This is a genomic window from Staphylococcus sp. HMSC071G07 (assembly GCF_001811435.1).
Lineage (GTDB): Bacteria > Bacillota > Bacilli > Staphylococcales > Staphylococcaceae > Staphylococcus > Staphylococcus pettenkoferi.
The window spans coordinates 18,219-39,957 of record NZ_KV804788.1 but is presented as its reverse complement, the minus strand read 5'-3'; the positions used below and the strand labels follow the sequence as shown (position 1 = coordinate 39,957).

General features: G+C 41.0%; 19 protein-coding genes. 1 reads left to right on the top strand and 18 read right to left on the bottom strand.

The features are described 5' to 3' along the window. Positions 1–141: 141 nt before the first annotated feature. From ftsH to glmU, 18 genes are all read right to left on the bottom strand, one after another. Positions 142–2,241, bottom strand: a complete 2,100-nt coding sequence (gene ftsH, locus HMPREF2802_RS11580; RefSeq protein WP_070504850.1) for an ATP-dependent zinc metalloprotease FtsH — start codon at positions 2,239–2,241, stop codon at positions 142–144. A 356-nt stretch (positions 2,242–2,597) separates the two neighbouring features. Continuing rightward, positions 2,598–3,137 (bottom strand): hypoxanthine phosphoribosyltransferase, encoded by a 540-nt coding sequence (hpt, locus tag HMPREF2802_RS11575; protein ID WP_070504847.1) that lies wholly within the window; start codon positions 3,135–3,137, stop codon positions 2,598–2,600. Next, positions 3,127–4,428, bottom strand: coding sequence for a tRNA lysidine(34) synthetase TilS (tilS, locus tag HMPREF2802_RS11570; RefSeq protein ID WP_242250005.1), 1,302 nt, complete (start codon positions 4,426–4,428; stop codon positions 3,127–3,129). Before tilS ends, hpt begins: the two co-directional genes overlap by 11 nt. A gap of 304 nt (positions 4,429–4,732) precedes the next feature. Then, positions 4,733–5,131: a S1 domain-containing RNA-binding protein gene (locus tag HMPREF2802_RS11565; protein ID WP_002473075.1), complete on the bottom strand. Its 399-nt coding sequence runs from the start codon at positions 5,129–5,131 to the stop codon at positions 4,733–4,735. 178 nt (positions 5,132–5,309) lie between these two features. Then, entirely contained in the window at positions 5,310–5,711 is a 402-nt protein-coding gene (locus HMPREF2802_RS11560) for a septum formation initiator family protein (RefSeq protein ID WP_002473078.1), read from the bottom strand. A 14-nt stretch (positions 5,712–5,725) separates the two neighbouring features. Next, a complete protein-coding gene (locus HMPREF2802_RS11555; protein ID WP_002473046.1) occupies positions 5,726–5,989 on the bottom strand; it encodes an RNA-binding S4 domain-containing protein in 264 nt (87 codons plus the stop codon). Beyond that, positions 5,986–7,176, bottom strand: a complete 1,191-nt coding sequence (locus tag HMPREF2802_RS11550) for a MazG nucleotide pyrophosphohydrolase domain-containing protein (RefSeq protein WP_070504840.1) — start codon at positions 7,174–7,176, stop codon at positions 5,986–5,988. Before HMPREF2802_RS11550 ends, HMPREF2802_RS11555 begins: the two co-directional genes overlap by 4 nt. Further along, a complete protein-coding gene (locus HMPREF2802_RS11545; protein ID WP_070504837.1) occupies positions 7,173–8,711 on the bottom strand; it encodes a polysaccharide biosynthesis protein in 1,539 nt (512 codons plus the stop codon). The genes HMPREF2802_RS11550 and HMPREF2802_RS11545 overlap by 4 nt, the downstream gene beginning before the upstream one ends. Continuing rightward, a complete protein-coding gene (gene mfd / locus HMPREF2802_RS11540; protein ID WP_070504834.1) occupies positions 8,701–12,213 on the bottom strand; it encodes a transcription-repair coupling factor in 3,513 nt (1,170 codons plus the stop codon). The genes HMPREF2802_RS11545 and mfd overlap by 11 nt, the downstream gene beginning before the upstream one ends. Further along, positions 12,210–12,782 carry an aminoacyl-tRNA hydrolase gene (gene pth / locus HMPREF2802_RS11535; RefSeq protein ID WP_002473074.1) on the bottom strand — a complete coding sequence of 191 codons (573 nt, stop codon included), beginning with the start codon at positions 12,780–12,782 and terminating at the stop codon, positions 12,210–12,212. The genes mfd and pth overlap by 4 nt, the downstream gene beginning before the upstream one ends. A 199-nt stretch (positions 12,783–12,981) precedes the next feature. Further along, positions 12,982–14,139: a D-alanyl-lipoteichoic acid biosynthesis protein DltD gene (gene dltD / locus HMPREF2802_RS11530; protein WP_232587173.1), complete on the bottom strand. Its 1,158-nt coding sequence runs from the start codon at positions 14,137–14,139 to the stop codon at positions 12,982–12,984. A 14-nt stretch (positions 14,140–14,153) separates the two neighbouring features. Further along, positions 14,154–14,390: a D-alanine--poly(phosphoribitol) ligase subunit 2 gene (gene dltC / locus HMPREF2802_RS11525; protein ID WP_002473079.1), complete on the bottom strand. Its 237-nt coding sequence runs from the start codon at positions 14,388–14,390 to the stop codon at positions 14,154–14,156. A gap of 38 nt (positions 14,391–14,428) precedes the next feature. Continuing rightward, positions 14,429–15,649 carry a D-alanyl-lipoteichoic acid biosynthesis protein DltB gene (gene dltB, locus HMPREF2802_RS11520; protein WP_070504832.1) on the bottom strand — a complete coding sequence of 407 codons (1,221 nt, stop codon included), beginning with the start codon at positions 15,647–15,649 and terminating at the stop codon, positions 14,429–14,431. Further along, on the bottom strand, positions 15,646–17,103 hold the full coding sequence (gene dltA, locus HMPREF2802_RS11515; RefSeq protein WP_070504829.1) for a D-alanine--poly(phosphoribitol) ligase subunit DltA: 1,458 nt from the start codon (positions 17,101–17,103) through the stop codon (positions 15,646–15,648). Before dltA ends, dltB begins: the two co-directional genes overlap by 4 nt. Before the next feature lie 23 nt (positions 17,104–17,126). Continuing rightward, positions 17,127–17,258 carry a teichoic acid D-Ala incorporation-associated protein DltX gene (locus tag HMPREF2802_RS11940; protein ID WP_002473071.1) on the bottom strand — a complete coding sequence of 44 codons (132 nt, stop codon included), beginning with the start codon at positions 17,256–17,258 and terminating at the stop codon, positions 17,127–17,129. Positions 17,259–17,749: 491 nt separating this feature from the next. Further along, positions 17,750–18,412, bottom strand: a complete 663-nt coding sequence (locus HMPREF2802_RS11510; protein ID WP_002473042.1) for a 50S ribosomal protein L25/general stress protein Ctc — start codon at positions 18,410–18,412, stop codon at positions 17,750–17,752. 128 nt (positions 18,413–18,540) lie between these two features. Continuing rightward, entirely contained in the window at positions 18,541–19,506 is a 966-nt protein-coding gene (locus HMPREF2802_RS11505) for a ribose-phosphate diphosphokinase (RefSeq protein WP_002473064.1), read from the bottom strand. Positions 19,507–19,799: 293 nt separating this feature from the next. Next, complete coding sequence (glmU, locus tag HMPREF2802_RS11500) at positions 19,800–21,161, bottom strand: bifunctional UDP-N-acetylglucosamine diphosphorylase/glucosamine-1-phosphate N-acetyltransferase GlmU (RefSeq protein ID WP_070504826.1); 1,362 nt, start codon at positions 21,159–21,161, stop codon at positions 19,800–19,802. A 364-nt stretch (positions 21,162–21,525) separates the two neighbouring features. Between glmU and HMPREF2802_RS12205 the strand changes: the two genes are divergently transcribed. Further along, the gene (locus tag HMPREF2802_RS12205; RefSeq protein WP_161801801.1) at positions 21,526–21,693 is read left to right on the top strand and encodes a hypothetical protein; all 168 of its coding nucleotides are present in this window, start codon (positions 21,526–21,528) and stop codon (positions 21,691–21,693) included. Positions 21,694–21,739: the final 46 nt, after the last annotated feature.

The following is a 21,739-nucleotide window of genomic DNA, read 5'->3' as shown; positions in this document are numbered from 1 at the left end:
ATGTTCTTTAGTCATTATCTATTAACACTTATTTTAAGTTGCCATAAACTTTACAACGTTTATTCTTTATATTCAAGTTAAAAAAACTCTTTCCACTACCAAATACTGATAGCGGAAAGAGACTTTTTCAAGCAGATTGCTTTATTCGTTTCTATTGCTAGGATCGTTCGGATCACTTGGGTTGCTTGGTTTGTCAATATTCGGTGCTTGTTCGTGACCTGTTGACTCACCTTCATTTTCTTCTGATCCTTCAGATTCACGACGGTCTCTATCAGGACTTTCGTTGTCTGATGTGTTGCTGAGTTCATGTTGTTCGCGGCGAATATCTTCATAAGATTTACCGTACTTACCTTCTTTGAAGTCCGGGTCTTCTTCGCTCACTACTTTAGCAGAATCGTAATCGACTTCTGGTAAGACACCATCGTAGAAGAGTGATTGAATTTGTTCTGCTACTAATGTTTCTTCTGTTAATAATGACTTAGCGATGAGTTTCAATTGAGACTCATGCTCAAGCAAGATTTGTTTACAACGTTCATATTGTTCTTTGATGATACGTTGTACTTCTTTATCAATTTCATATGCGATTTGACCTGAGTATTCAGGATCATCTTGCATATCTTTACCTAAGAAGACTTGGCCGCTATTACTGCTTGAGAATTGAAGTGGTCCAAGTTTCTTACTCATACCATATTCGGTAACCATTTTACGCGCGATATTTGTAGCACGTTCGAAGTCGTTGGAAGCACCTGTAGATACTTCGCCAAAGTTAATATCTTCAGATACACGTCCACCGAGCAAGCCACAAATCTTATCGAGCAATTCTGGTTCAGTCATTAAGAAGCGATCTTGTTTAGGTAACATCATCGCATAACCACCAGCTTGACCACGAGGTACAATCGTAACTTTGTGTACCACTTCTGCTTCGTCAAGCACCATACCGATAACAGTATGACCTGCTTCGTGGTGCGCTACAATATTGCGCTCTTTCTCAGAAATAACGCGTGATTTCTTAGCTGGACCGGCAATAACACGGTCAGTTGCTTCTTCAATATCTCGCATATCGATCTTCTTCTTACCTTCACGTACAGCAATGAGAGATGCTTCGTTAAGTAAGTTCTCTAAGTCGGCACCAGAGAAACCTGGTGTACGTTGAGAGATCGCTTTAAGATCCACTGTTTCATCAAGTGGTTTATTCTTCGCGTGAACATGCAGAATTGCTTCACGACCTTTAACATCAGGACGACCCACTTGAATTTGTCTGTCGAAACGACCTGGACGTAATAAGGCTGGGTCAAGGATGTCAGGTCTGTTAGTAGCGGCAATCATGATAATACCTTCGTTCTCACCAAAGCCGTCCATTTCAACGAGGAGTTGGTTCAATGTTTGTTCACGTTCATCGTGACCGCCACCAACACCAGCGCCACGTTGACGACCTACCGCATCAATCTCATCGATGAAGATGATACAAGGCGCGTTTTTCTTCGCGTTCTCGAATAAATCACGCACACGGCTCGCACCAACACCGACGAACATCTCTACGAAGTCAGAACCACTGATAGAGAAGAACGGTGCACCAGCTTCACCAGCTACAGCACGTGCAAGTAATGTCTTACCTGTACCTGGAGGTCCTACTAAGAGGACACCTTTAGGGATACGAGAGCCCATTTGTTTAAATTGTTTGTTGTCTTTCAAGAAGTCAACGATCTCAATTAATTCTTGTTTCTCTTCATCAGCACCGGCTACATCAGAGAAGCGAACACGTTTCTTCTGACTGTCGTACATCTTCGCTTTGGATTTACCAAAGTTCATCATACGACCGCCGCCACCGCCACCTTGGGCTTGGCTCATGAAGAATAAGAAGAGGATAAAGATGACTACTACTGGAATGAGTGACGTCAAGATTTGACTGAAGACACCTTGTTTTTCTTCCTCTTTAACTGTTAGTTTCAAGTCTTTTTGACTTTTCGCTTTATCAGTAATTTTTTCTAACTCTTTATCATTGTTATAAAGAATTGTTGAAGAATAATCTTTATCATTCTTCGTCTTACCACTTACCATGTAGACATTTTGCTCTGGTTTAATTTCGAGTGATTTCAAATCACCATCGTTAAGCTTTTTCTCGAACTGGTTGTATGTCAACTGTTTAGGCGAGTTGCCGTTACCGTTGATCCATGAGAATAAGCCAAAGATGATGACGCCGACAATTACAATGACGAGCAAATTGCGAAAGGCTTTCTGCATGTGCGATTTCCTCCTACTTCTATAATAAAACTAACCAAAATTTTAACATAATTATTCATTTGCAAGCTAGCAAACAAACTCTCGCCACAACCTCTACAACAAAGGTAGAGACTCAGGCTTGGACGATCTCTATACAAGATCTAAGCATTTCTGAACATATGAATTTACGTATACATCTAATAAGTATAAAGACATGATTCAGTAAATGTGTAACGTTATATATAAGCATGCTGAGTGGTGGAAGCCCACTCAGACATGGTATACGACAACGTTAGGGGCGAACCACAATTAATATGTAAATACTGCCCTAATTAGTAAGTATATATCATCACAATAGATGATTAAATCTTACTGCATTATTTATTATAAATTTCTTCTTTAAGTGTACCGATATAAGGTAAGTTACGATAATTCTCGTTGTAATCGAGACCATAGCCGACTACAAAGTCATCAGGTATCTTCTTACCTACATATTTCGCTTCGATATCTGCTTTGCGTCGATTAGGTTTGTCTAATAAAGTGACAATCTCTAATGAGTTCACACGACGCGCATGCAATAATTCAGTAATAGACTTCAATGTTGTGCCTGTTTCAAGAATGTCCTCGATGATTAATATATCTTTACCTTCGATAGAAGCGCCTAAATCTTTAAGAATTTGAACTTCTCCAGTCGATTCAATACCGCCATGATAGCTAGAAACGTCCATGAAATCGATAGTGATGTGCGTATCAATATGTTTGATTAAATCTGCCATAAACATCACTGAACCCTTTAAGATACCCACACATACCAAGTCTTTACCTCGATATGCTTCTGTGATCTCACGTCCTAACTCTTGGCATAAAGTTTGAATCTCTGCTTCTGTGAGCAGGATTTCTTGTAAATCATTCTTCATATACTACCTCTCCTATATCTTGAATAGCTAATTGCTGCTGGTATGGCTTCCGCACATAAAGGGAGCCCACAGCGATAATCTCTCCGTTCGCCGCTTCAACAATCGGCATACGCTGTCTTTCAGAGATCACGACTTTCTGGTCTATAAATATACGGCTGATCTTCTTCGTCCCTGTATGATGATTGAGCGCAACACGATCTCCATCTTTCTTCGTTCTCACTCTTAATGGCAATATGTCTTGAGGTAGTTCTTGTCGTACTACAATTTCATAATGATTAAAGTGATACGTACCCGCTTCACGAATCGTTAGTGGAGATGATGGTTCACCACTGCTTGAATTAGCCATTATTATAAATTTATCATAAGCTATACGAATTATCCATTTATCTGTAGTGTGGACTTCTGCTTGAGCAACCGTCCCCTCAATTTGTTCAAACCAGGCTTGATACATCTTCTCTGATAGCGGTTGATGGTCGCCGATCGAAGCGAAGAGTTGATCCAATACTTCTACTTTAACATTGTACGATAACTCGCCGAAAGCCTCTCTGCTGACTTCATAGTATGGTTGACGCCTTGTTGTTGTACTTTGTCGTTGAATAAAGGTCCGTGCCTGCTGTTGAATTTGCTGACGTTGCGCGTCGTGCCATTCTTTTAACCGTAATAGCTGTGCAGGGTCGAGTTGCGCGTTGTTATCCACCTCAGGTAAAATGCGATTTCGAATATCATTGCGCACATATGTGTTGGAGGCGTTCGTTTCATCCTCGTAAAACGGAACTAGGTGCTGCTGTTGATACTGCTGAATCGCTGCTTTCGAAGTTTCAAGTAAAGGTCGTACGAGTCGATAATTATGACGGTGCTGCGTGTCGGCCATACCTAAACTATTGCGCGTAGAACGTCCTGTGAACAAGCGATAGAAAATGGTTTCAATTTGGTCATCCTGGTGATGAGCTGTAAGCAAGACATCGCCTGCAATCGCTCGCATCTGTTGATCGAACCATTTATAGCGCGCCTCTCTCGCTTGAGATTCAATGCTGCGGCCTGCTGCTACTGTTGCTGATAAATCCAAGCGAGTACAGTACAACGGAATGTCATGCGTCGTGCAATAGTCTTGTAATAACTGAGCTTCGTTCTCTGACTGCGCTCTCAACCCATGATTTACATGCAAACAACTCAACTGCTGATAAGTCTCAGATAAATCATGCACTAACGTATGTAACAAACACATACTGTCGATACCGCCCGACACCGCTAAGACAACATGCTCTTGTTCGCCCCACAACGTTTCGTTCACTTTCAACTGTCTAGACCCCCTTTCATTATGATAAGCGTATCTCTCGTCAAATAGCCTCAATAATCAACAATGCGAATTGACTCTTGCCATCCTTGACTACTTTAAGACTTATGTATCAGATTCATAAAAAAGAGGCTGTCTGAACATCTCTTCCCTTTGTCTCGAATGCTCAGCTAGCCTCTATTTCACCTCACATCACACGTTCGTATATATATATATCAACTATATCGGATGTCTATTGGCGTATTAGAATACAGGTATGATTCAATTGAGTGAAGTACGGCTCTAGAAAGCTACGTCGCAATTAACGACGTGCACCACGACCTCCACGTCTTGATTCTGTTTGACGCTTGATTGTCGTTAATTTATCTTCACTGTCCTTTAAGAAATTGCTTAATTTCTTCTCAAAATCTGCTTCTTTATTTTGAGATGATCTATGATGTGATCTGCGGTTATGACGACGTGGGCGATCTTTCGCTTTCTTGATTGAAAGACTAATCTTACCATCGTCAGCAATCGAAAGTACTTTCACTTCCACTTCGTCCCCTACTGATAAATGGTCTTCCACGTTCTCAACGTAATTGTCCGCCACTTCACTAATATGCACTAAGCCACTTTTACCTTCAGGCAATTCAACGAATGCGCCAAATTTTTTAATTCCAGTGACTTTGCCTTTAAGCTTGTTTCCTACTTCGATTGACATATTGTAAATAAATCCTCCCGGTATGATTTCAAGTTATCACTATTATATGCCTGTTTAGATAATTTAACAATGGTAGAATGAACCGAAAGATTATTTTTTCTCCTGTGTGATTGTATTGCAGTGCATGATGAGCACTATATCACGTAGGTTAAAATGCCTACACGATTGCAATCAATCGTTATTTCTTATCATCTTTCGATCCAGCATCATCCTTCTTAGATTTATCATCAGGCAGTTTGAAGATGACTTCACCATCATTACTTAAATAATAGTCGTCACGTGCAACTTTTTTAATGTAACTCTTCTTATTAAGATTGTTCAGTTTTTCTTTCAATGCTAGTTCTTCGTCTTGTTGCTTTTGATACTTCTGTTCTTTTTGTTGTCGAATATGTGCATCATGGTCATTCTGATGCTTCTGCGCAACAACCATGATAGATAGGACAATGATGACGAGTAGTAACAAGCCACCGATAAAGGTCATACGGCGACGGACCACGCGCTTCTTGGCTTGGATGCGCTTTTTCTTCTTATTCTCATATGAGGTATACTGATTGCCGATGTCTTGTACTTTCTTACTCATGACGTGCCCCTCTCTTAAGACTCGCTTACTTTCTCTTCTTTCACAACTTCGTACATACCTTTCGCATTCGCTTTATTCGCGTGTTCGCTTAATCCAGTCACTTTGACCGTCACGATCTTCTGACCGAAACGAATGACGAGTTCGTCACCCTCTTTGACGTCTGTGCCTGCTTTGGCCACATTGCCATTCACTGTGATGCGTCCTTGGCTACTAATTTCTTTCGCCAAAGTACGGCGTTTCACTAGACGAGACACTTTGAGATATTTATCTAATCTCATGCTTCATGACCTCCTCGTTCAATATATTCTTTCAATTCTGCTTCGCTCAAATCTTTATTTTTTGTCTTATCATACAACTTCAAGAAGTGCTCTGCAAATACTTTTTCAAACTTCACACGCGTTTGCTTACCTTCTTTACGCTTGGCCTCAGCCCAAATTTCTTGTAGATCAGATTCATCTTCCGCATGTGCTTCACCGAAGATATGTGGATGTCGACGAATCATTTTATCATTCAAACTTGCAATGACCTCTCCAACATCGAAATAGCCTTCTTTCTTACCGATACTTGTGTGTAATAATACTTGTAAAAGTATATCCCCTAACTCTTCAATCATGTGCCAATCATCTTCGTTATCGATCGCTTCAAAGAGTTCGAAAGATTCTTCGAGTAAATAACGTTTCAGTGAATCATGCGTTTGCTTTTTATCCCAAGGACAGCCTTTCTCATCATCCACAAGTAAATCAATCACTTCAGTCGCATAAGTGAAATCGCTGTAGTAAGCTTGCGCCGCTTCAACACGTGGGACAAAGACGCTCGTCAGGTTCGTAAAGGCTTCGCTCTCAAAGTCTAGCTCGTGTAACGGCACCGTTTGACGCGTCGCCCCTGTCGCATGCGCGCCTGTGACAATGGAAACGGGATGGTCATCAGGATAGCGCTCCATCAAGGTAATCTTCACATCGCCTGCTACGAGACTACTATAGACCTGCGTGATTAACGTATGATTGCGAATGTTTAGTTGATCAGCTTGAAGCGCTGTCGCATCAAGTAAGGTAAAGCCGTCATTAGGGTCCACTTGAACCGCTTCAAACACATCGTCGAGGAAGCTTCGTCCTCCATAAACTTGCACTGTTAATGTGTCATCTTTAGCTGCTGCTTCAAACAACAAACGTGTCGTCGTCTCTGCAACGCGAGGATGGCCTGGAACTGCATAAACGACGTCCTGCTCTTGCGCTGCAGCAATCAGCTCATCTGTAATCGCTTGGTAGACCTCCTCAAATTGTTCGTGCGCCTCATAGAGATGATCGAAGCCTTCAAAGCGAACTTCGTCTTGCAACTCGTTGATGACCGGATGTTCTAACGTTCGCGCGTAGACCAGCGACTGTTCTTTCAAATAACGATAAACACCTAAAGTCATATCCTCTAAGCTATGATTACCTAATCCTACTATCGTAATTGAATGTGTCATTGACGTCTTCCTCTCTTGTACTGATATAGTTTGTCGCCAAATGGTAAGTGTTTCACTTCTTTATAAGATAATAAGCGCAATTTGACTACTAAAATAACTGTAGTGATAATACCTGCTAACGCACTGATGATTAACGTAATCAGGCCGCTGATACGTCCGTGTATTGGAAAGCAGAACATGAGCACTTGAACAACTATCGTCATGCCTAACATCACAAGGATGAGTTTACCCACATATGCTTTCATGCGATGCAATGGGTAGAGCTGCATCACTTTGCGGTGTAAGATGCCAGCAAAGATCGCGAGCGAAAGTACTGTACTGACACTCAAACCTAGCGTGTGAATGGTAGGTATGAGAAGTAGGTTACCTATTATTTTACTACAGAGACCTACGACTAAACCAATAAGAACAGTCTTCTCTTGCTGTTTCACTTGCAGCAACGCGATGTCCATCATAATAAGCGAGACACAAATCACCGTCAGCATAAAGACACTCAACGTTCCTGGTAGACTGTTATTCTGGAAGAAGACGATGTTTAACGATGGCAGCAAGTTGATCAAACCAACGCCTGCCGCAGTACTGATGAGAATCGTTACCTTTAACGATGCGTTGGTATAACGACTGACGAGATGATGTTCCTCTTCTCTCACTGCTTTAGACAGTAAGGGCAATAAGACGAAACTAAACGTCGTCGTAATGATGAGCCCCATTTGAATAAAGGACGGACCTCTATCAAAGATGCCTTTCTGTTCGATTGCTTCTTTAAAAGGGACACCTACTGCTTTTAACAGACGAATAACGGTAAAGCTATCCACGATTTGCCACAACAGAACGAGTATTTGACTCACTGAGAAAATCACGACGGCTAAGAAGAAATGGCGCCAATCAATCGACGTACGCGTTTCCTCGGCTAACGTGAGTTTAAAGGGACGGCGTGAAATAAAAAAGATGCTCGCCCCTAACGCACCGATAACGGAGCCACCAATCGAAAGTGTTGCAGCTTGGTAGACGGTCCAGTCCTGCTTGACGAAACAGCCGATAGCGATAAAGATGATACTCACTCTAATGAGCTGCTCTATTACCTGGGAAATAGCCGGCGGATTCATGTTCTGTGCAGATTGATAATATGCACGACAGACGCCTAGTATCCCAATGAATAAAAAGCTAGCGCTCGCTACTCTCAATATAGTGGTCAAACTAGGGTCGCCCATCAAGCGGGTTAACCATGGTGCACAGATAAAACAGATGATAAACAAACTGATGCCGAGTGTTTGTACGACAATTAACATGCGTGTATAACGCGCACTTGAACGTTCCGCTTCAAAGATTTGTGTCGTCGCACTTGGTATAGCCGTAGCCGATAAGATGCCTCCCAGCGCTAATAACGGATACACTTGTTGATAGGCATAAAGTCCTGAGTCACCTAGTATATTCTGATAAGGTACGCGGTAAAGCGCACTTAATATCTTGATAATGATTAAAGCTGCTGTGAGAACGACAACCCCATTAAATGCGGTCTTTGATTTAGTCTTCATCTTGTATTGTCATACTCTCCTCTATACATTTAACTAAGAATTTCAAGTTGTCGAGGGTGTTGGCACTCTTGTTTAAATTCACTTTCATTTGTCCTTCTTTCACACCGAGTTTCATCGCTCGTCCAAGCGGTTGTGTCGCTTTGAATAATGCTTCACCATTTACGTCATTCGTACCTTGTTGAGAGAGTAGAACTTCGACTTGTTTACCTTGCTCTTTGATGGAAGTAATGCCTGCATGTAAAGCATAGACTTTGATTTCCATCATATCTAACAAGCGTTCCACTTCTGGTGGATATTCGTTAAAGCGATCGATGAGTTCATCTTTAACATCTCTGAGTTGTTCCATCGTTTCTAGCTGACGGAGCTTTTTATAAATCTCAATCTTCGCTTGCTCGTTAGGGATATATTGCGCTGGTAGATACGCATCGATATTGAGTTCAATTTCGACTTCTGGCGCGTCAGGTTTCTCTTCCTTAATACCTCGTTTTTCATTAACAGCTTCTTCAAGCATTTGAGAGTATAAATCAAAGCCGACGGAATCGATAAAGCCACTCTGTTGTTTACCGAGGAGGTTACCTGCACCACGTATATTCAAATCACGCATCGCAATCTTGAATCCTGAACCGAGTTCCGTAAATTCTTTGATGGCTTGAAGGCGATCTTCTGCCGTTTCAGTCAACACTTTGTTCATCGGATGTAAGAAGTACGCATAGCCAATTCGACTTGAGCGTCCGACACGACCGCGTAATTGATACAACTGACTGAGTCCGAAGCGGTCTGCATTCTCAATAATCAGCGTGTTGGCATTAGGGACATCGACACCTGTCTCAATAATCGTCGTTGTCACGAGAATGTCGAACTCGTGATTGATAAAGCTAAGCATCGTTTCCTCTAAATCACGCTCGGTCATCTGACCATGTGCAACGGCGATATTCGCGTCAGGCATCAGCATTTGTAGCTGTTCACGCTTTTCATAAATCGACTGAACTTGGTTGTATAAATAGAAGACTTGTCCGTCACGAGAGAGTTCACGTTCTAAGGCTTCTTTAATAAAATTAGTGTTCTGTTCGACCACGTAAGTTTGGACCGGGAAGCGGTTCTCAGGTGGTGTTTCGATAACTGAAAGATCACGCACACCTAACATACTCATGTGTAAGGTACGTGGAATAGGTGTGGCTGTCAGTGTCAACACATCGACATTTGTCTTGAGTTGTTTAATCTTCTCTTTGTGACGCACACCAAAGCGTTGTTCTTCATCGACGACGAGAAGACCTAAATCTTTGTACTCGACCGTCTTACCTAATAATTTATGTGTACCTACGACGATATCGACGTAACCTGATTTCAGCCCTTCTTTCGTTTGTTTGATTTCCTTGCTCGTTCTGAAACGACTCATCAACTGAATTTCGATTGGGAAATCTTGCATACGCTCAATTAACGTTTCATAGTGTTGCTGAGCGAGAATCGTCGTTGGCACTAAAAACGCGACTTGCTTGCCTTCCATGACTGCTTTAAAAGCTGCGCGTACGGCAACTTCAGTCTTACCGTAACCTACGTCACCACAAAGCAAGCGGTCCATCGGTTTGGTACGTTCCATGTCACCTTTAATCTCATCGATGGATTTCGCTTGGTCTGGCGTTAATTCGAATGGGAAATCCATTTCGAAATCGTGTTGTTCTGGCGTATCAGGGCCAAATTTGTGACCTTGTGCCATCTCACGTTCCTTATATAGTTCAATCAGTTCATCAGCAATATCTTCAACGCTTTGTTGAACTTTCGCTTTCGTCTTCTTCCACTCTGAACCGCCCAGTTTATTCAATCTTGGTGATTTATCTTCTGAAGCGACGTATTTCTGAACTTGGTCCATCTGATCGACAGGAACAAAGAGTTGATCGGTACCTTTATATTGAAGCTTAATGTAGTCTTTATGGATACCATTCACTTCAAGCGTCTCTACGCCTAAATAGCGTCCTACTCCGTGGTGCACATGAACGATATAGTCGCCGACCTTTAAGTCTTGGTACGATTTAATCTTTTCCGCATTTGAAATGGTCTTCGTGTGTTTGCGTTTCTTCTTCTGTTTAGATTTAAACAGCTCACGTTCAGTGACGATGGCCAATTGCATGTACGGCAGTTCAAAGCCTTCAGATAGACTGCCTTCCGTAATGACGGCTTGGCCACCAGTGATATCGTTGCTCACCGTATCTAGGAACGTCGGAATGTGCATTTCATTGAGCATCGATTGAATGCGTTCTTTCTTCGATTCCGTTTCCACGAGGACAACTACGGTATAGTCATTATTCACGTAGCGTTGGAACTCTGAACGCATGATGTCATATTGACCGTAGAACTGTTGTACAGGTTTGCAAGAGAATTTGATGATATGCTCAATCTTCGTATTCATCGTTGCTGTAAAAAGGGTGAAGTATGTAATCTTATAATCCTCTAACAAGTATTCAACACTATCGTCTTTCAGAAATTGCTGTCCGATAAAACCTTTACCACTCTCAATCAGTTGAGACATAAAGTCTTCTGTTTCTACTGTTAGCGCTACTTCTGTCTCTTTCACACGGTTGAACTCATCCACGATGACAATTGCGTTATTTTTAAAATAATCAATCAACGTCGCGGGCTGCTCATACATAAAGGCAACGAGACGGCGCAACACTTGATGATCGAAGAAGTCTGATTCGAAGAGCTGGTAGCTTTCAAGCGTCTCTTTCAAATCATTGCGCACAGCTTTATCAATCTTTGGACGTGTCTCTTCGTAGGCAGCTTGCACGTTACGCTTCGTCTGTTTAAGCACTTCGTCTGTAATAATATAGTCGCTCGCTGTCGTGATGTGCACGTGCTCGAGATTCTGATTGGAACGTTGCGTTTCCACGTCGAAATCACGGATGGAGTCCACTTCTGTATCAAACAACTCGATACGGACAGGGTCACCAATCAACGGATAGATATCGATGATGCCCCCACGTAGAGAGAACTCACCAATATGAGACACGACGCTTTCTCGACGATAACCCATGTTGACGAGTTTATTGAGAAATTCATCGACATCAATGTCGTCTCCTACTTCGAGTTCGACTTGATGATTCTTCCATAATTCGACAGGTGTGAGCCACTTCTTCAAACCATTTAATGGCACGATAAATAACCCTCGTCGTTCTTCTACGAGTGCAGTGAGGGTTCTCACACGTTCACTCATGAACTCGGGGCTTTGAGTAGAGAACTCTTCAGTCATGATATCTTGAAGAGGATATTTGTATAACTCTGTCGAATCGACAAATTGTAAAAGATCTTGCTCTAGCTTCTCAGCTTGATAGAGATTGTTCGTTACCACGAGCATCTGCTCATGGCTGTTCAAGAACTTCTCCGCTATGATGGCAGCTTTCGCTGAAGCGGAGAGGCCTGTCACTAGCACATTGCTCTGTCCAACTACACTATCTAATTCTTGATAACGTTTATCTGTGTTTATATAGTTCGTTATTATTGATTTCAATTGACCTCACCATTATATTTATTCATTACATTATCGAAATCAGATGTTTCGATATAGTCCTCAACTGCGTATGCCGCATGTTCAATCACTTTCTCCATGACTTTCATTTCTTCCTTGGAGAACTTCTGCAAGACATAATCTGGAACAGACATGCCATTCGTCGGACGTCCTACGCCGATACGAATGCGTTTAAATTGATCTGTACCAATCATCTTAATAATTGATTTCATCCCATTATGGCCGCCTGCACTACCCTTTTGACGCAGACGCACTTGCCCTTGAGACAAATCTAAGTCGTCATATAGCACGAGTAAATCTTCTGTATCAATATTATAATAATCCATGAGTGGCGCGACCGCTTCACCTGACAAGTTCATCATCGTCAGCGGTTCCACGAGCATCACTTTCTCGTTGCCTATACGTTCAATTGTATAAGCCGCCTTAAACTTCTGTTTATCCATTTTAAAATGTTGTCGTTCAATCAAGTGATCAATCACTTCAAATCCAATGTTATGTCTTGTAAGTTCAAAACGTTTCCCTATATTACCGAGACCAACAATACATTTCATTGTGTTACCTCCGCTTGTTGCGCTAATTTCCGCGTTGCTCACGCGAGACGTATTCCTGTATATCATAACATAACTCTTTACCCAAAGTCGTATGCGAATCATGCGATGGATATAGAAAAAGCTGGAACATCCTCTACTAGCCAGCCACAAACTTCTATACTTTCGATGTAGCTGAGGATATTCCAACTTTATTACAATCTTATTGATTATCTGTTGCTTTCTGCGCTCTATCTTTACCGTCGATGTGCTCTTGAATATGTTCACTGAGCACGACCCAGCCTCTCCAGCCGATGTGTACAGCATCACTCATCGTATGCGGCTCGTAGTCTTCAGAACGCATGTCATAAATCGTACCATGTTTATCATGTTGCTCAATCACATGTTGAATCTTGTCGTACACTTTATAACGTTTCTCCGGTTTGATATTGATATGATCATACCATTTACCGTTGACCGGCAAGATCACGTATTGTACATCGGCACCTGAGGCATTCAAAGTATCCGTGAGTAACTCTAAATCTTTAAATTCAGGTGAATTCATCTTAAACTCATGATTTCTTGAAATGAAGTGACGATGTTTTTGCAACTGTTTCCAGTACGGATCTTTGATGCCGAATTCGTTGCTCTTACTATGCTTGTCACCAAACTTCACCGCTTGTGGCTCAAGTTGGTCGAAATCTCTTTCTTTCTCCGGCGCTTTGTCTACACGTTGACTAAGCGGCGATAATGAGATTGGCTTGTGACTCTTAATCGCTTCAATCTTCTGCCAGTTGTTCATCTTCCACGGGCTCATAAAATGACCTGAAGTATCGCCATTCACGTAATCTTTAAGAAAATCATTATCTTTATTCGCTTTGAAATCTAACAAGCGCTTCGCGTAACGCTTCTTCAAGTCAACTGGGATATCTTTGTTTTCAAAAATGGCGTTAACTTGTTCTTTCGAAGAACGTCCTGTGTAGTTGTTATCGTTAACACCTTTCTTTGAGAACCATTGCGGTGATATTAACACCGTCATCTTTTTACCCTTTAAATTCGAATATTGCGCGCCTAATGTAATAGCTTGAATCAAACTCGTCGATCCACCTTTACCGACGTAGAACATGTGTTGATCTTTGTGCTTCAACAAGATAGCTGACTGATACGGATCATCTTTGTTGAGCTCACTGGATCCGTAAACAGGGTAGAAATCATCATTCTTTAACATGGCACTTTGAATCTCTGTGCCTTTAAGTACGTTGTCAGAAAGGGACACGCTTTGTTTGCATAGCTTAGATGTCGTCCACTTCTGTTGGTACCATTGGGCGGGCGTTAATAGAAACCCAATAAACAGGATGGCGCTCAACACCAAAGCTATCATTGCTGGATACTTCTTCATCGGAGGTCGTTCAATACGTCAACAATCTTGTTAGGTGTTGCCCATTCGTCACGATCAAAGTCCATGACAGACACTTCAATGCCAAGTTGGTTCTGGATTTCGAGTAATAATCCAACTGTTTGCATGGAGTCGATGATTCCTTCTTCGAACACTTCGATGTCCGGTTGTTCTTTCACGATGTCGTCTTCTGCTACTTCTGCTAATATATCTAATACTTGTTCTCTAAATTCCATATGAGTACTCCTTTATAACTATCCTTTTTTATTTAAAATTATCTAAATAATACACCTGAGAATATCAAGAAACCAAATGCTACAAAGTGGAAAGTGATAATAATACTTAAGATGTTGAATACTGGATGCTTAAGCTTACCAAAGCGTTTTTTACGCCATTTTTCATAATAACTATATAGAATAAATAAAGCGGCATGGTAGAAACCATATATGATATAGAACCATTCAAGTCCATGCCAAATCCCCATAATTCCGAAGTTCACGAGGAACCCGAAATTGGAAATATTTAACGGCTTCTTCATCATCTTGTTCTTAGTCATGTAGAAGACGATGCGCATGTAAACACAGTCACGGAACCAGAACGATAAACTCATATGCCAACGGTTCCAGAAATCTTTGATGTTCTTCGCTTTGAATGGCTGGTTGAAGTTCATTGGTGTCTGAATGCCATAAATGTAACTGAGCGCTACAGCAAATAAACTGTAACCCGCAAAGTCGAAGAACAGATAGAAACTATATGCATACATGTACTTCCAATAGTCGACAAAGGTCGTTAAGTGATGTGCTTGTAATGGCACGATGCCATAACTATGGATAAGATGCGCAATTATATATTTGTACAAGAAACCAAGCATGATATAATGCACTGCTTTTTCCAATAAACCGCGATACGTCTTCGCATCAGGTGTTTTGTCGTCGTCTTTAACGAAACGTTTATAACGATCGATAGGGCCTGAAGATATCGTCGGGAAGAATGTGATAAATTGCACGAGTTTCATAATTGAAACATTCTTAATTGAGCCGTCACGTAATTCCATGATGAGCTGCACACTTTTAAACATCACATAAGAGATACCTAAGAAGCCGAAGAGTTCGACTAAGCGTGAACTATGCATATGGAGCTGACCATGGCCTAACCATGAGCTTTGACAAATCTTCACTATCGCGAGCGGAATAATCGACAATACAAAGGCACTGATATAAAGTGCTGTTGAATTTGTCACTGTACGCACGCGTTCGTAACCTTTGATAATCACGACTTGCCAAATAATATACAGAATGAAACTCAGAAGTTGATAACTGAGATATTCATTGCCGAACAAATTATGTTTGTGATCTGAAAAGATCAAGACAATCATAATTACGGTACTAATAAAGTTGTAAATCTTAGAGCGTTTGCCAAATAAACCTAACAGAATAATCGGTATGAGAACGATAAATGCAATTAAGAAGAAATGAAAGTCGCCATAAGGTGTCATGAGCCGTATACCTCATTTACTTTCTTGCGATCTAACTTACCATTATTTGTTAAAGGAAGTTGCTCGACAAACTCAAATTTACGCGGAATCATATAGTCCGGTAGTTCGTTCTTCAAACGCGCCTTTAAATCGTGCGTCGCTTGCTTCTCATCATCGACAGGAGCTGCTGTCGCTACAACGCCAAGTAAATGACCTACTTTACCACGGCGATAAATCGGTACGACAATCGCTTCTCTCACTTCTGTTTGTTTCTTCAGTTTCGCTTCGATTTCTTCTAGTTCCATGCGATAACCATTAAACTTAATTTGATTATCTACGCGGCCTTGAATATACCAATTATCATCGCGATAAATGGCACTATCTCCGGAATAATATGCGCGACGTCCATCTTGCTCGAAGAAGACTTTCGCACTACGTTCAGGGTCTTTCACGTACCCCGCACTGACACTTTGACCTGTAATTACGAGCTCGCTATCCTCAGTCAAGCTCAGCTCTGTACCAGGGCGTGGGACACCGACAGGAATGACTTCGTTGTTGGCTAGCAACTCGTCAGTAACTAACACGCTCGTCACCGCTACAGTAGCCTCAGTAGGACCATACGTATTCCAGACTTTAGCGTTCGGGAACTTGTTCACTAACATCGTTGCCGTCTTATGTCCTAAGATTTCTCCGCAGAAGAGGAACGTCTGCATCGATGGCTGTGACGCCTCGTCTAAGTTAGGCAACATTAAACACAGTTCCATAAAGGACGGTGTCGAAACCCAAACGTTGATATCTTCGCGTTGGAATAACTCATGTAACAACATCGGTTTGTTAATCATCGTCTTATCGATGAGTTGAATCGTTCCGCCTGATAACAATGCTGGATAAATCGCCATCACTGAAAGGTCGAATGATAGTGGAGCCTGGTTTAACCAGTGCTGTCCTTCTTTATTCTCATTTAAAGTTACGACCCAATTCGCAAATTCAACTAAACTATCGTAATAAATTTGCACTCCTTTAGGTTCGCCTGTTGAGCCAGAAGTAAAGATAGTATACGCGATTGAATCGCCTTGTATACCTTGCAGCTCTCCTTCAGTTGACGAGCTATCCTCAAGCTGATCAATCGTAATGACTTCAGCTATATCACTCGTAAAAGTTTCGTCTGTTGTATTGAATATATAATCAGGTTCAATCTTTGAAATAATCGATTGAATCCGTTGTTCAGGAATTGAAGTATCTACAGGAATGTAACCACAATTCGCTTTGAGTGCGCCAATCATACCTACAATCATGTAAGGTGACATATGACCATAGACTAAGATGGGTTTCGTACTCTGTTGAATCATGTGGGCAAGACGTGTAGATTGTTCGTCTAATGCTTGGTATGTGAGTGTTTCATCTTCATGTTGTATCGCATTCGTACATGGTTGAGTTGTACTGAAGTGCGCTATGCTTTGTAATATGTCTTTCATCTAATTAAACTCCTCGATGTAGTTTAGAATTCGTTATAAATAAATGTATTCTCTGTTTGGCCTGTGCCGTATATCAAATACAAGACAACCATGATGACGAGGTAAAATAGCGTCAATAATGTAATCTTTATGTATGGATTTTGAATTTTACTCATAAACACTACCCTTTTCTTTGCTTAATAAAAAATTTACACACTTATAAATCCTATTTAAATGTAATTCAAACCACAAATCTTGTCAAATTTTTCATTGATAATTAATTTAAGGTCTGAGGTTTAACCTATTTTTATTAAACGGTAATTATAGTGTCGAATCTATTAATTTATGTGAATTTATAAAATATTTCATTATACATTGCTATTAGAGTATAATACAGACTGATTTTATTTAAAAGTGTACTTTAATAGATTAATAAGTATACTTAGAGAACGAATTTAATGGTGGCTCTGTCACCTTGTTAATAGACGATCAATGTCATGCAGCACGCTACACATTTCTTGCGCTCTCGCTCTCTCTATAGCGGCACCTTGCATACCATCCCTTACTCAACCCCTCACAGCTACAAAAAGCGCTACCTCCATTTAAGGAGATAGCGCTTTGCATCATCACAACTTTATCAAGTTGTTCGTGTGAAGTAGAGAGAAGATTATTCTTCTTCTTTGTCTTCACTGTCTTCTTCGTCATCTTTTTCGCCAACAACTTCTGGTTCTTCCGCTTCAGAATCGCCTTCCATTTCTTCGATTTCTTCTTCAGAAGGTTCGTCAGTTGGAGGTACGACTGTAACAACTGAGTCGTTTTCGTCGTTTTCAATAGTGAAGTCACCTTTAGTCTTAAGGTCTTCAACTGAAATTGAATCGTTGATATTAAGTTCAGAAATATCAACTTCGATGTATTCAGGGATATTTTCTGGTGTAGCTGTTACTTCAAGGTCGAATAATGGTTGTTCAACTACGCCACCTTCTTTAGCACCTACAGCTTCACCTACTAAGTGTACAGGTACTTCAACTGTACGTTCTTCACTCATGTTGATCGCTAAGAAGTCGATATGAGTGATTTTGTTTTTAAGTGGGTCAAATTGGTAGTCAGATACCATGACTTTGATAGTCTTTGAACCTACACCTAAATCGATAACCCCGTTACGTCCAACTTCACGGATAACTTTGATGAATTCTACTTCATCAACTTTAACTGAAACGTTCTTAGTACCATAACCGTAAACAACACTAGGTACTTTACCAGAATTTCTTAACGCCTTTAATTCTGAGCGTGTTTGTTTACCTTGACGAATGATTGACTTTAATGAAGCCATATTCATTTCCACCTTTCAAAGTTGCTCTGTCTAGAGCTCCTCACTTGCCCATCAACTTTACCGTTGCTTGCAAGTGTTTATTTGTCCGTAAAATCACGAACGAAATCATTATACACAGAATGCTACGATTAGTCAAATAGTACACTGACAGATTCGCGTTCGTAAACACGTACAATCGCTTGAGCCATTAATTCAGCAACTGACAAGCGTTTCGTATTCTCTGGTTTGCGAGATTCGTCTAAGTTAATAGAGTTTGTCACTACGAGTTCTTTAATCGCTGAATTCTCGATACGTTCTTTAGCTGGACCTGATAATACAGGATGAGTACAACAAGCATAAACTTCTTTAGCACCTTTGTCTTTAAGCGCTTGAGCCGCAAGCGTGATTGTACCAGCTGTATCGATAATATCGTCGATAATAATCGCTGTACGCCCTTCGATTTCACCTACGATGTTCATAACCTCTGCCACGTTTGGTTTAGGACGACGTTTGTCGATGATTGCGATTGGTGTTTTTAAAATGTCAGCAAGTTTACGCGCACGTGTTACACCACCGTGGTCTGGAGATACGACAACACATTCTTCTGGATCGATTTGTGTATCATTTTTAAAGTAATCTGCTAAGATAGGTACACCCATTAAGTGGTCGATTGGAATATCGAAGAAACCTTGAATTTGTGGTGCGTGTAAGTCAAGTGCGATCATACGATCAGCGCCTGCTGTTTCAATAAGGTTTGCTACGAGCTTCGCAGTGATTGGTTCACGACTACGCGCCTTTCTATCTTGACGTGCATAACCGTAGTAAGGTACCACGATGTTGATGTTTGCTGCAGAAGCACGTTTACAAGCATCAATCATAATGAGTAATTCCATTAAATGTAAGTTAACGGGATAAGATGTGGGTTGGATGATAAAGACATCACAGCCACGGATACTCTCTTCTATATTGATTTGAATTTCACCGTCACTAAAACGTTTAACTGAACATTTACCTAATTCAATACCTACACTATCAGCAACTTCTTGAGCGAGTGGTTCATTCCCCTTTAACGAGAAGATTTTCAAAGAAGAATTCTTATATTCATTGTTTAACATTTATAGTCCTCCAATTAGTTTGTTCAATTCGAATATGCTTTAACATGTGCGAAAGTTTAAGTCCATTTCTCAATATAAAAGATGGCAGTTGCAATCACCCTTACAAGTTATCCGCAACATACTTACCAAGGCCTTACTGAAAGACGTTAGCGCAACCTTCTGTTCACTCGTCTTCTTCCTACCATACGATTATTCTGAAATTCTGCTTACCTCTCTTATGTTGTTCCTTTACTATACCCTTTTACGCAAAAACGCTTACATCCATTAACGATACTACGTCACTTTACTGTGAATCAACGTTTGTCAGTAAAATAACCTTCTTTCGTCGTCTGACGTGAACGTGCTAGCGCGAGACTGTCTTCTGGTACATCATCAGTGATTGTAGAACCTGCTGCAGTCGTTACACGATCACCTAAAGTGACAGGCGCGATGAGGTTCGTGTTACAACCGATGAAACCTTCTTTACCGATGACGGTCTTGAATTTATTTTTACCATCATAGTTCACCGTGATAGAGCCACAACCCACGTTCGTGCGTTCGCCAATCTCAGCGTCGCCAATATAACTGAGGTGAGGCAGTTTCGCTCCTGCTTTGACGTCGGATTTCTTAACCTCAACAAAGTTACCGACTTTCACACCCTCACCAATATTGGACTCTGGACGAAGTTGTGCAAACGGCCCAATCTTCACGTCATCTTCCACGTGAGATGCATCGATGACAGACTGTTTAATAGACACATTGTTGCCGATCGTACTATTCGTGATTTCGGAATACTGACCGACTACCGTATCTTCACCGATAGACGTCTTACCTGCGAGTTTCACACCAGGTTCAATAACTGTATCCATACCGATTGTGACGTCACTTTCGATGTATGTAGTTGTTGGATCAATGATTGTTACACCATTGCGCATATGTTGCTCATTAATGCGTAAACGTAATACTTGAGCTGCTTGACTCAACATGACGCGATCGTTTACGCCCATAATTTCATCAAAGTCATCAGTATGATAGATTTCCACAGTTCCGTTATCTTCCAAGATGAGCGACAACACATCTGGTAAATAGTACTCACCTTGCGCATTATCATTCTTCACTTGAGCTAATTTGTCGAATAGCACAGCGTTATCAAAGGCAAAGATGCCTGAACTGATTTCGTCTATCGCTTGCTCTTCGTCGTTTGCATCTTTCTGCTCGACAATCTTTACGAGTTGTCCTGCTTCGTCTTTCACGATACGGCCATATCCGAATGGATTAGGCGCTGTAGCCGAAAGCACTGTCGCTTGCGCATGATGTGATTCATGGTGTTCGAGCAATGCGCGAAATGTTTCTTCTGTTACGAGTGGCGTGTCACCACATACGACTAACGTTGTTCCATCTTGGTTGGCAAAATGTTCTTCAGCCATCTTAACTGCATGCGCTGTACCAAGCTGTTCTTCTTGGAAACTATATTGTGATTGCTCACCTAGCGTTTCCTTAACATGCTCAGCACCATGACCGACGATTGTGACAATGTCCTCCACGCCTGAACCTTTCACGTTATTGACCACATGTTCAATCATTGATTTGCCTGCAAGTTCGTGTAGCACTTTGTACTTCTTCGATTTCATACGTGTACCCTTGCCCGCTGCGAGTACGATTGCACGTCTATGCATGAATGCTAACCCTCCATTAAAAATTACACTTCTATCCTATTATAATTTAACGCAATACTACCTTTCAAGGTCGAAAGGGTGAATGTAAACTGAATTCAAAATATTTAACTGTTCCGTCAAAAAATTAGGATTCATTTGGGGAGGTATTGCATTGGGGTAGACGCACGCCAGCTCGCTATAGAAGTTAAGAGTGTGGGGAGAATCTTCAACAATAGGTATTTATAGCGCACTTATTACATCTTTTTTAATTTAAAGTAAGTTTTCGAAATATATACGATTATTCTTTATTAACAATTAGTATATTTTTCTATTGTTATAAATGTTAAAGTAGAACTGAAAGATAACATGAGGAGGTGTGTAATCAATGTGGTGGTGGGTCATTACGATAGGTATCGCAGCAGTATGCTTTATCATCGTGCTCATTTTTGGAGCAGTAGATGGAATTAGAAATCCTCATAAATATCCTAATTTCCTATCTGATGAAGAAAAAAGACGCCAAGCACATAGGGAGCAGCGAAAGAACAATTCATAAGATCGCCACAGCTTAGTGTTCACTATATCCAATATTACACTTCACT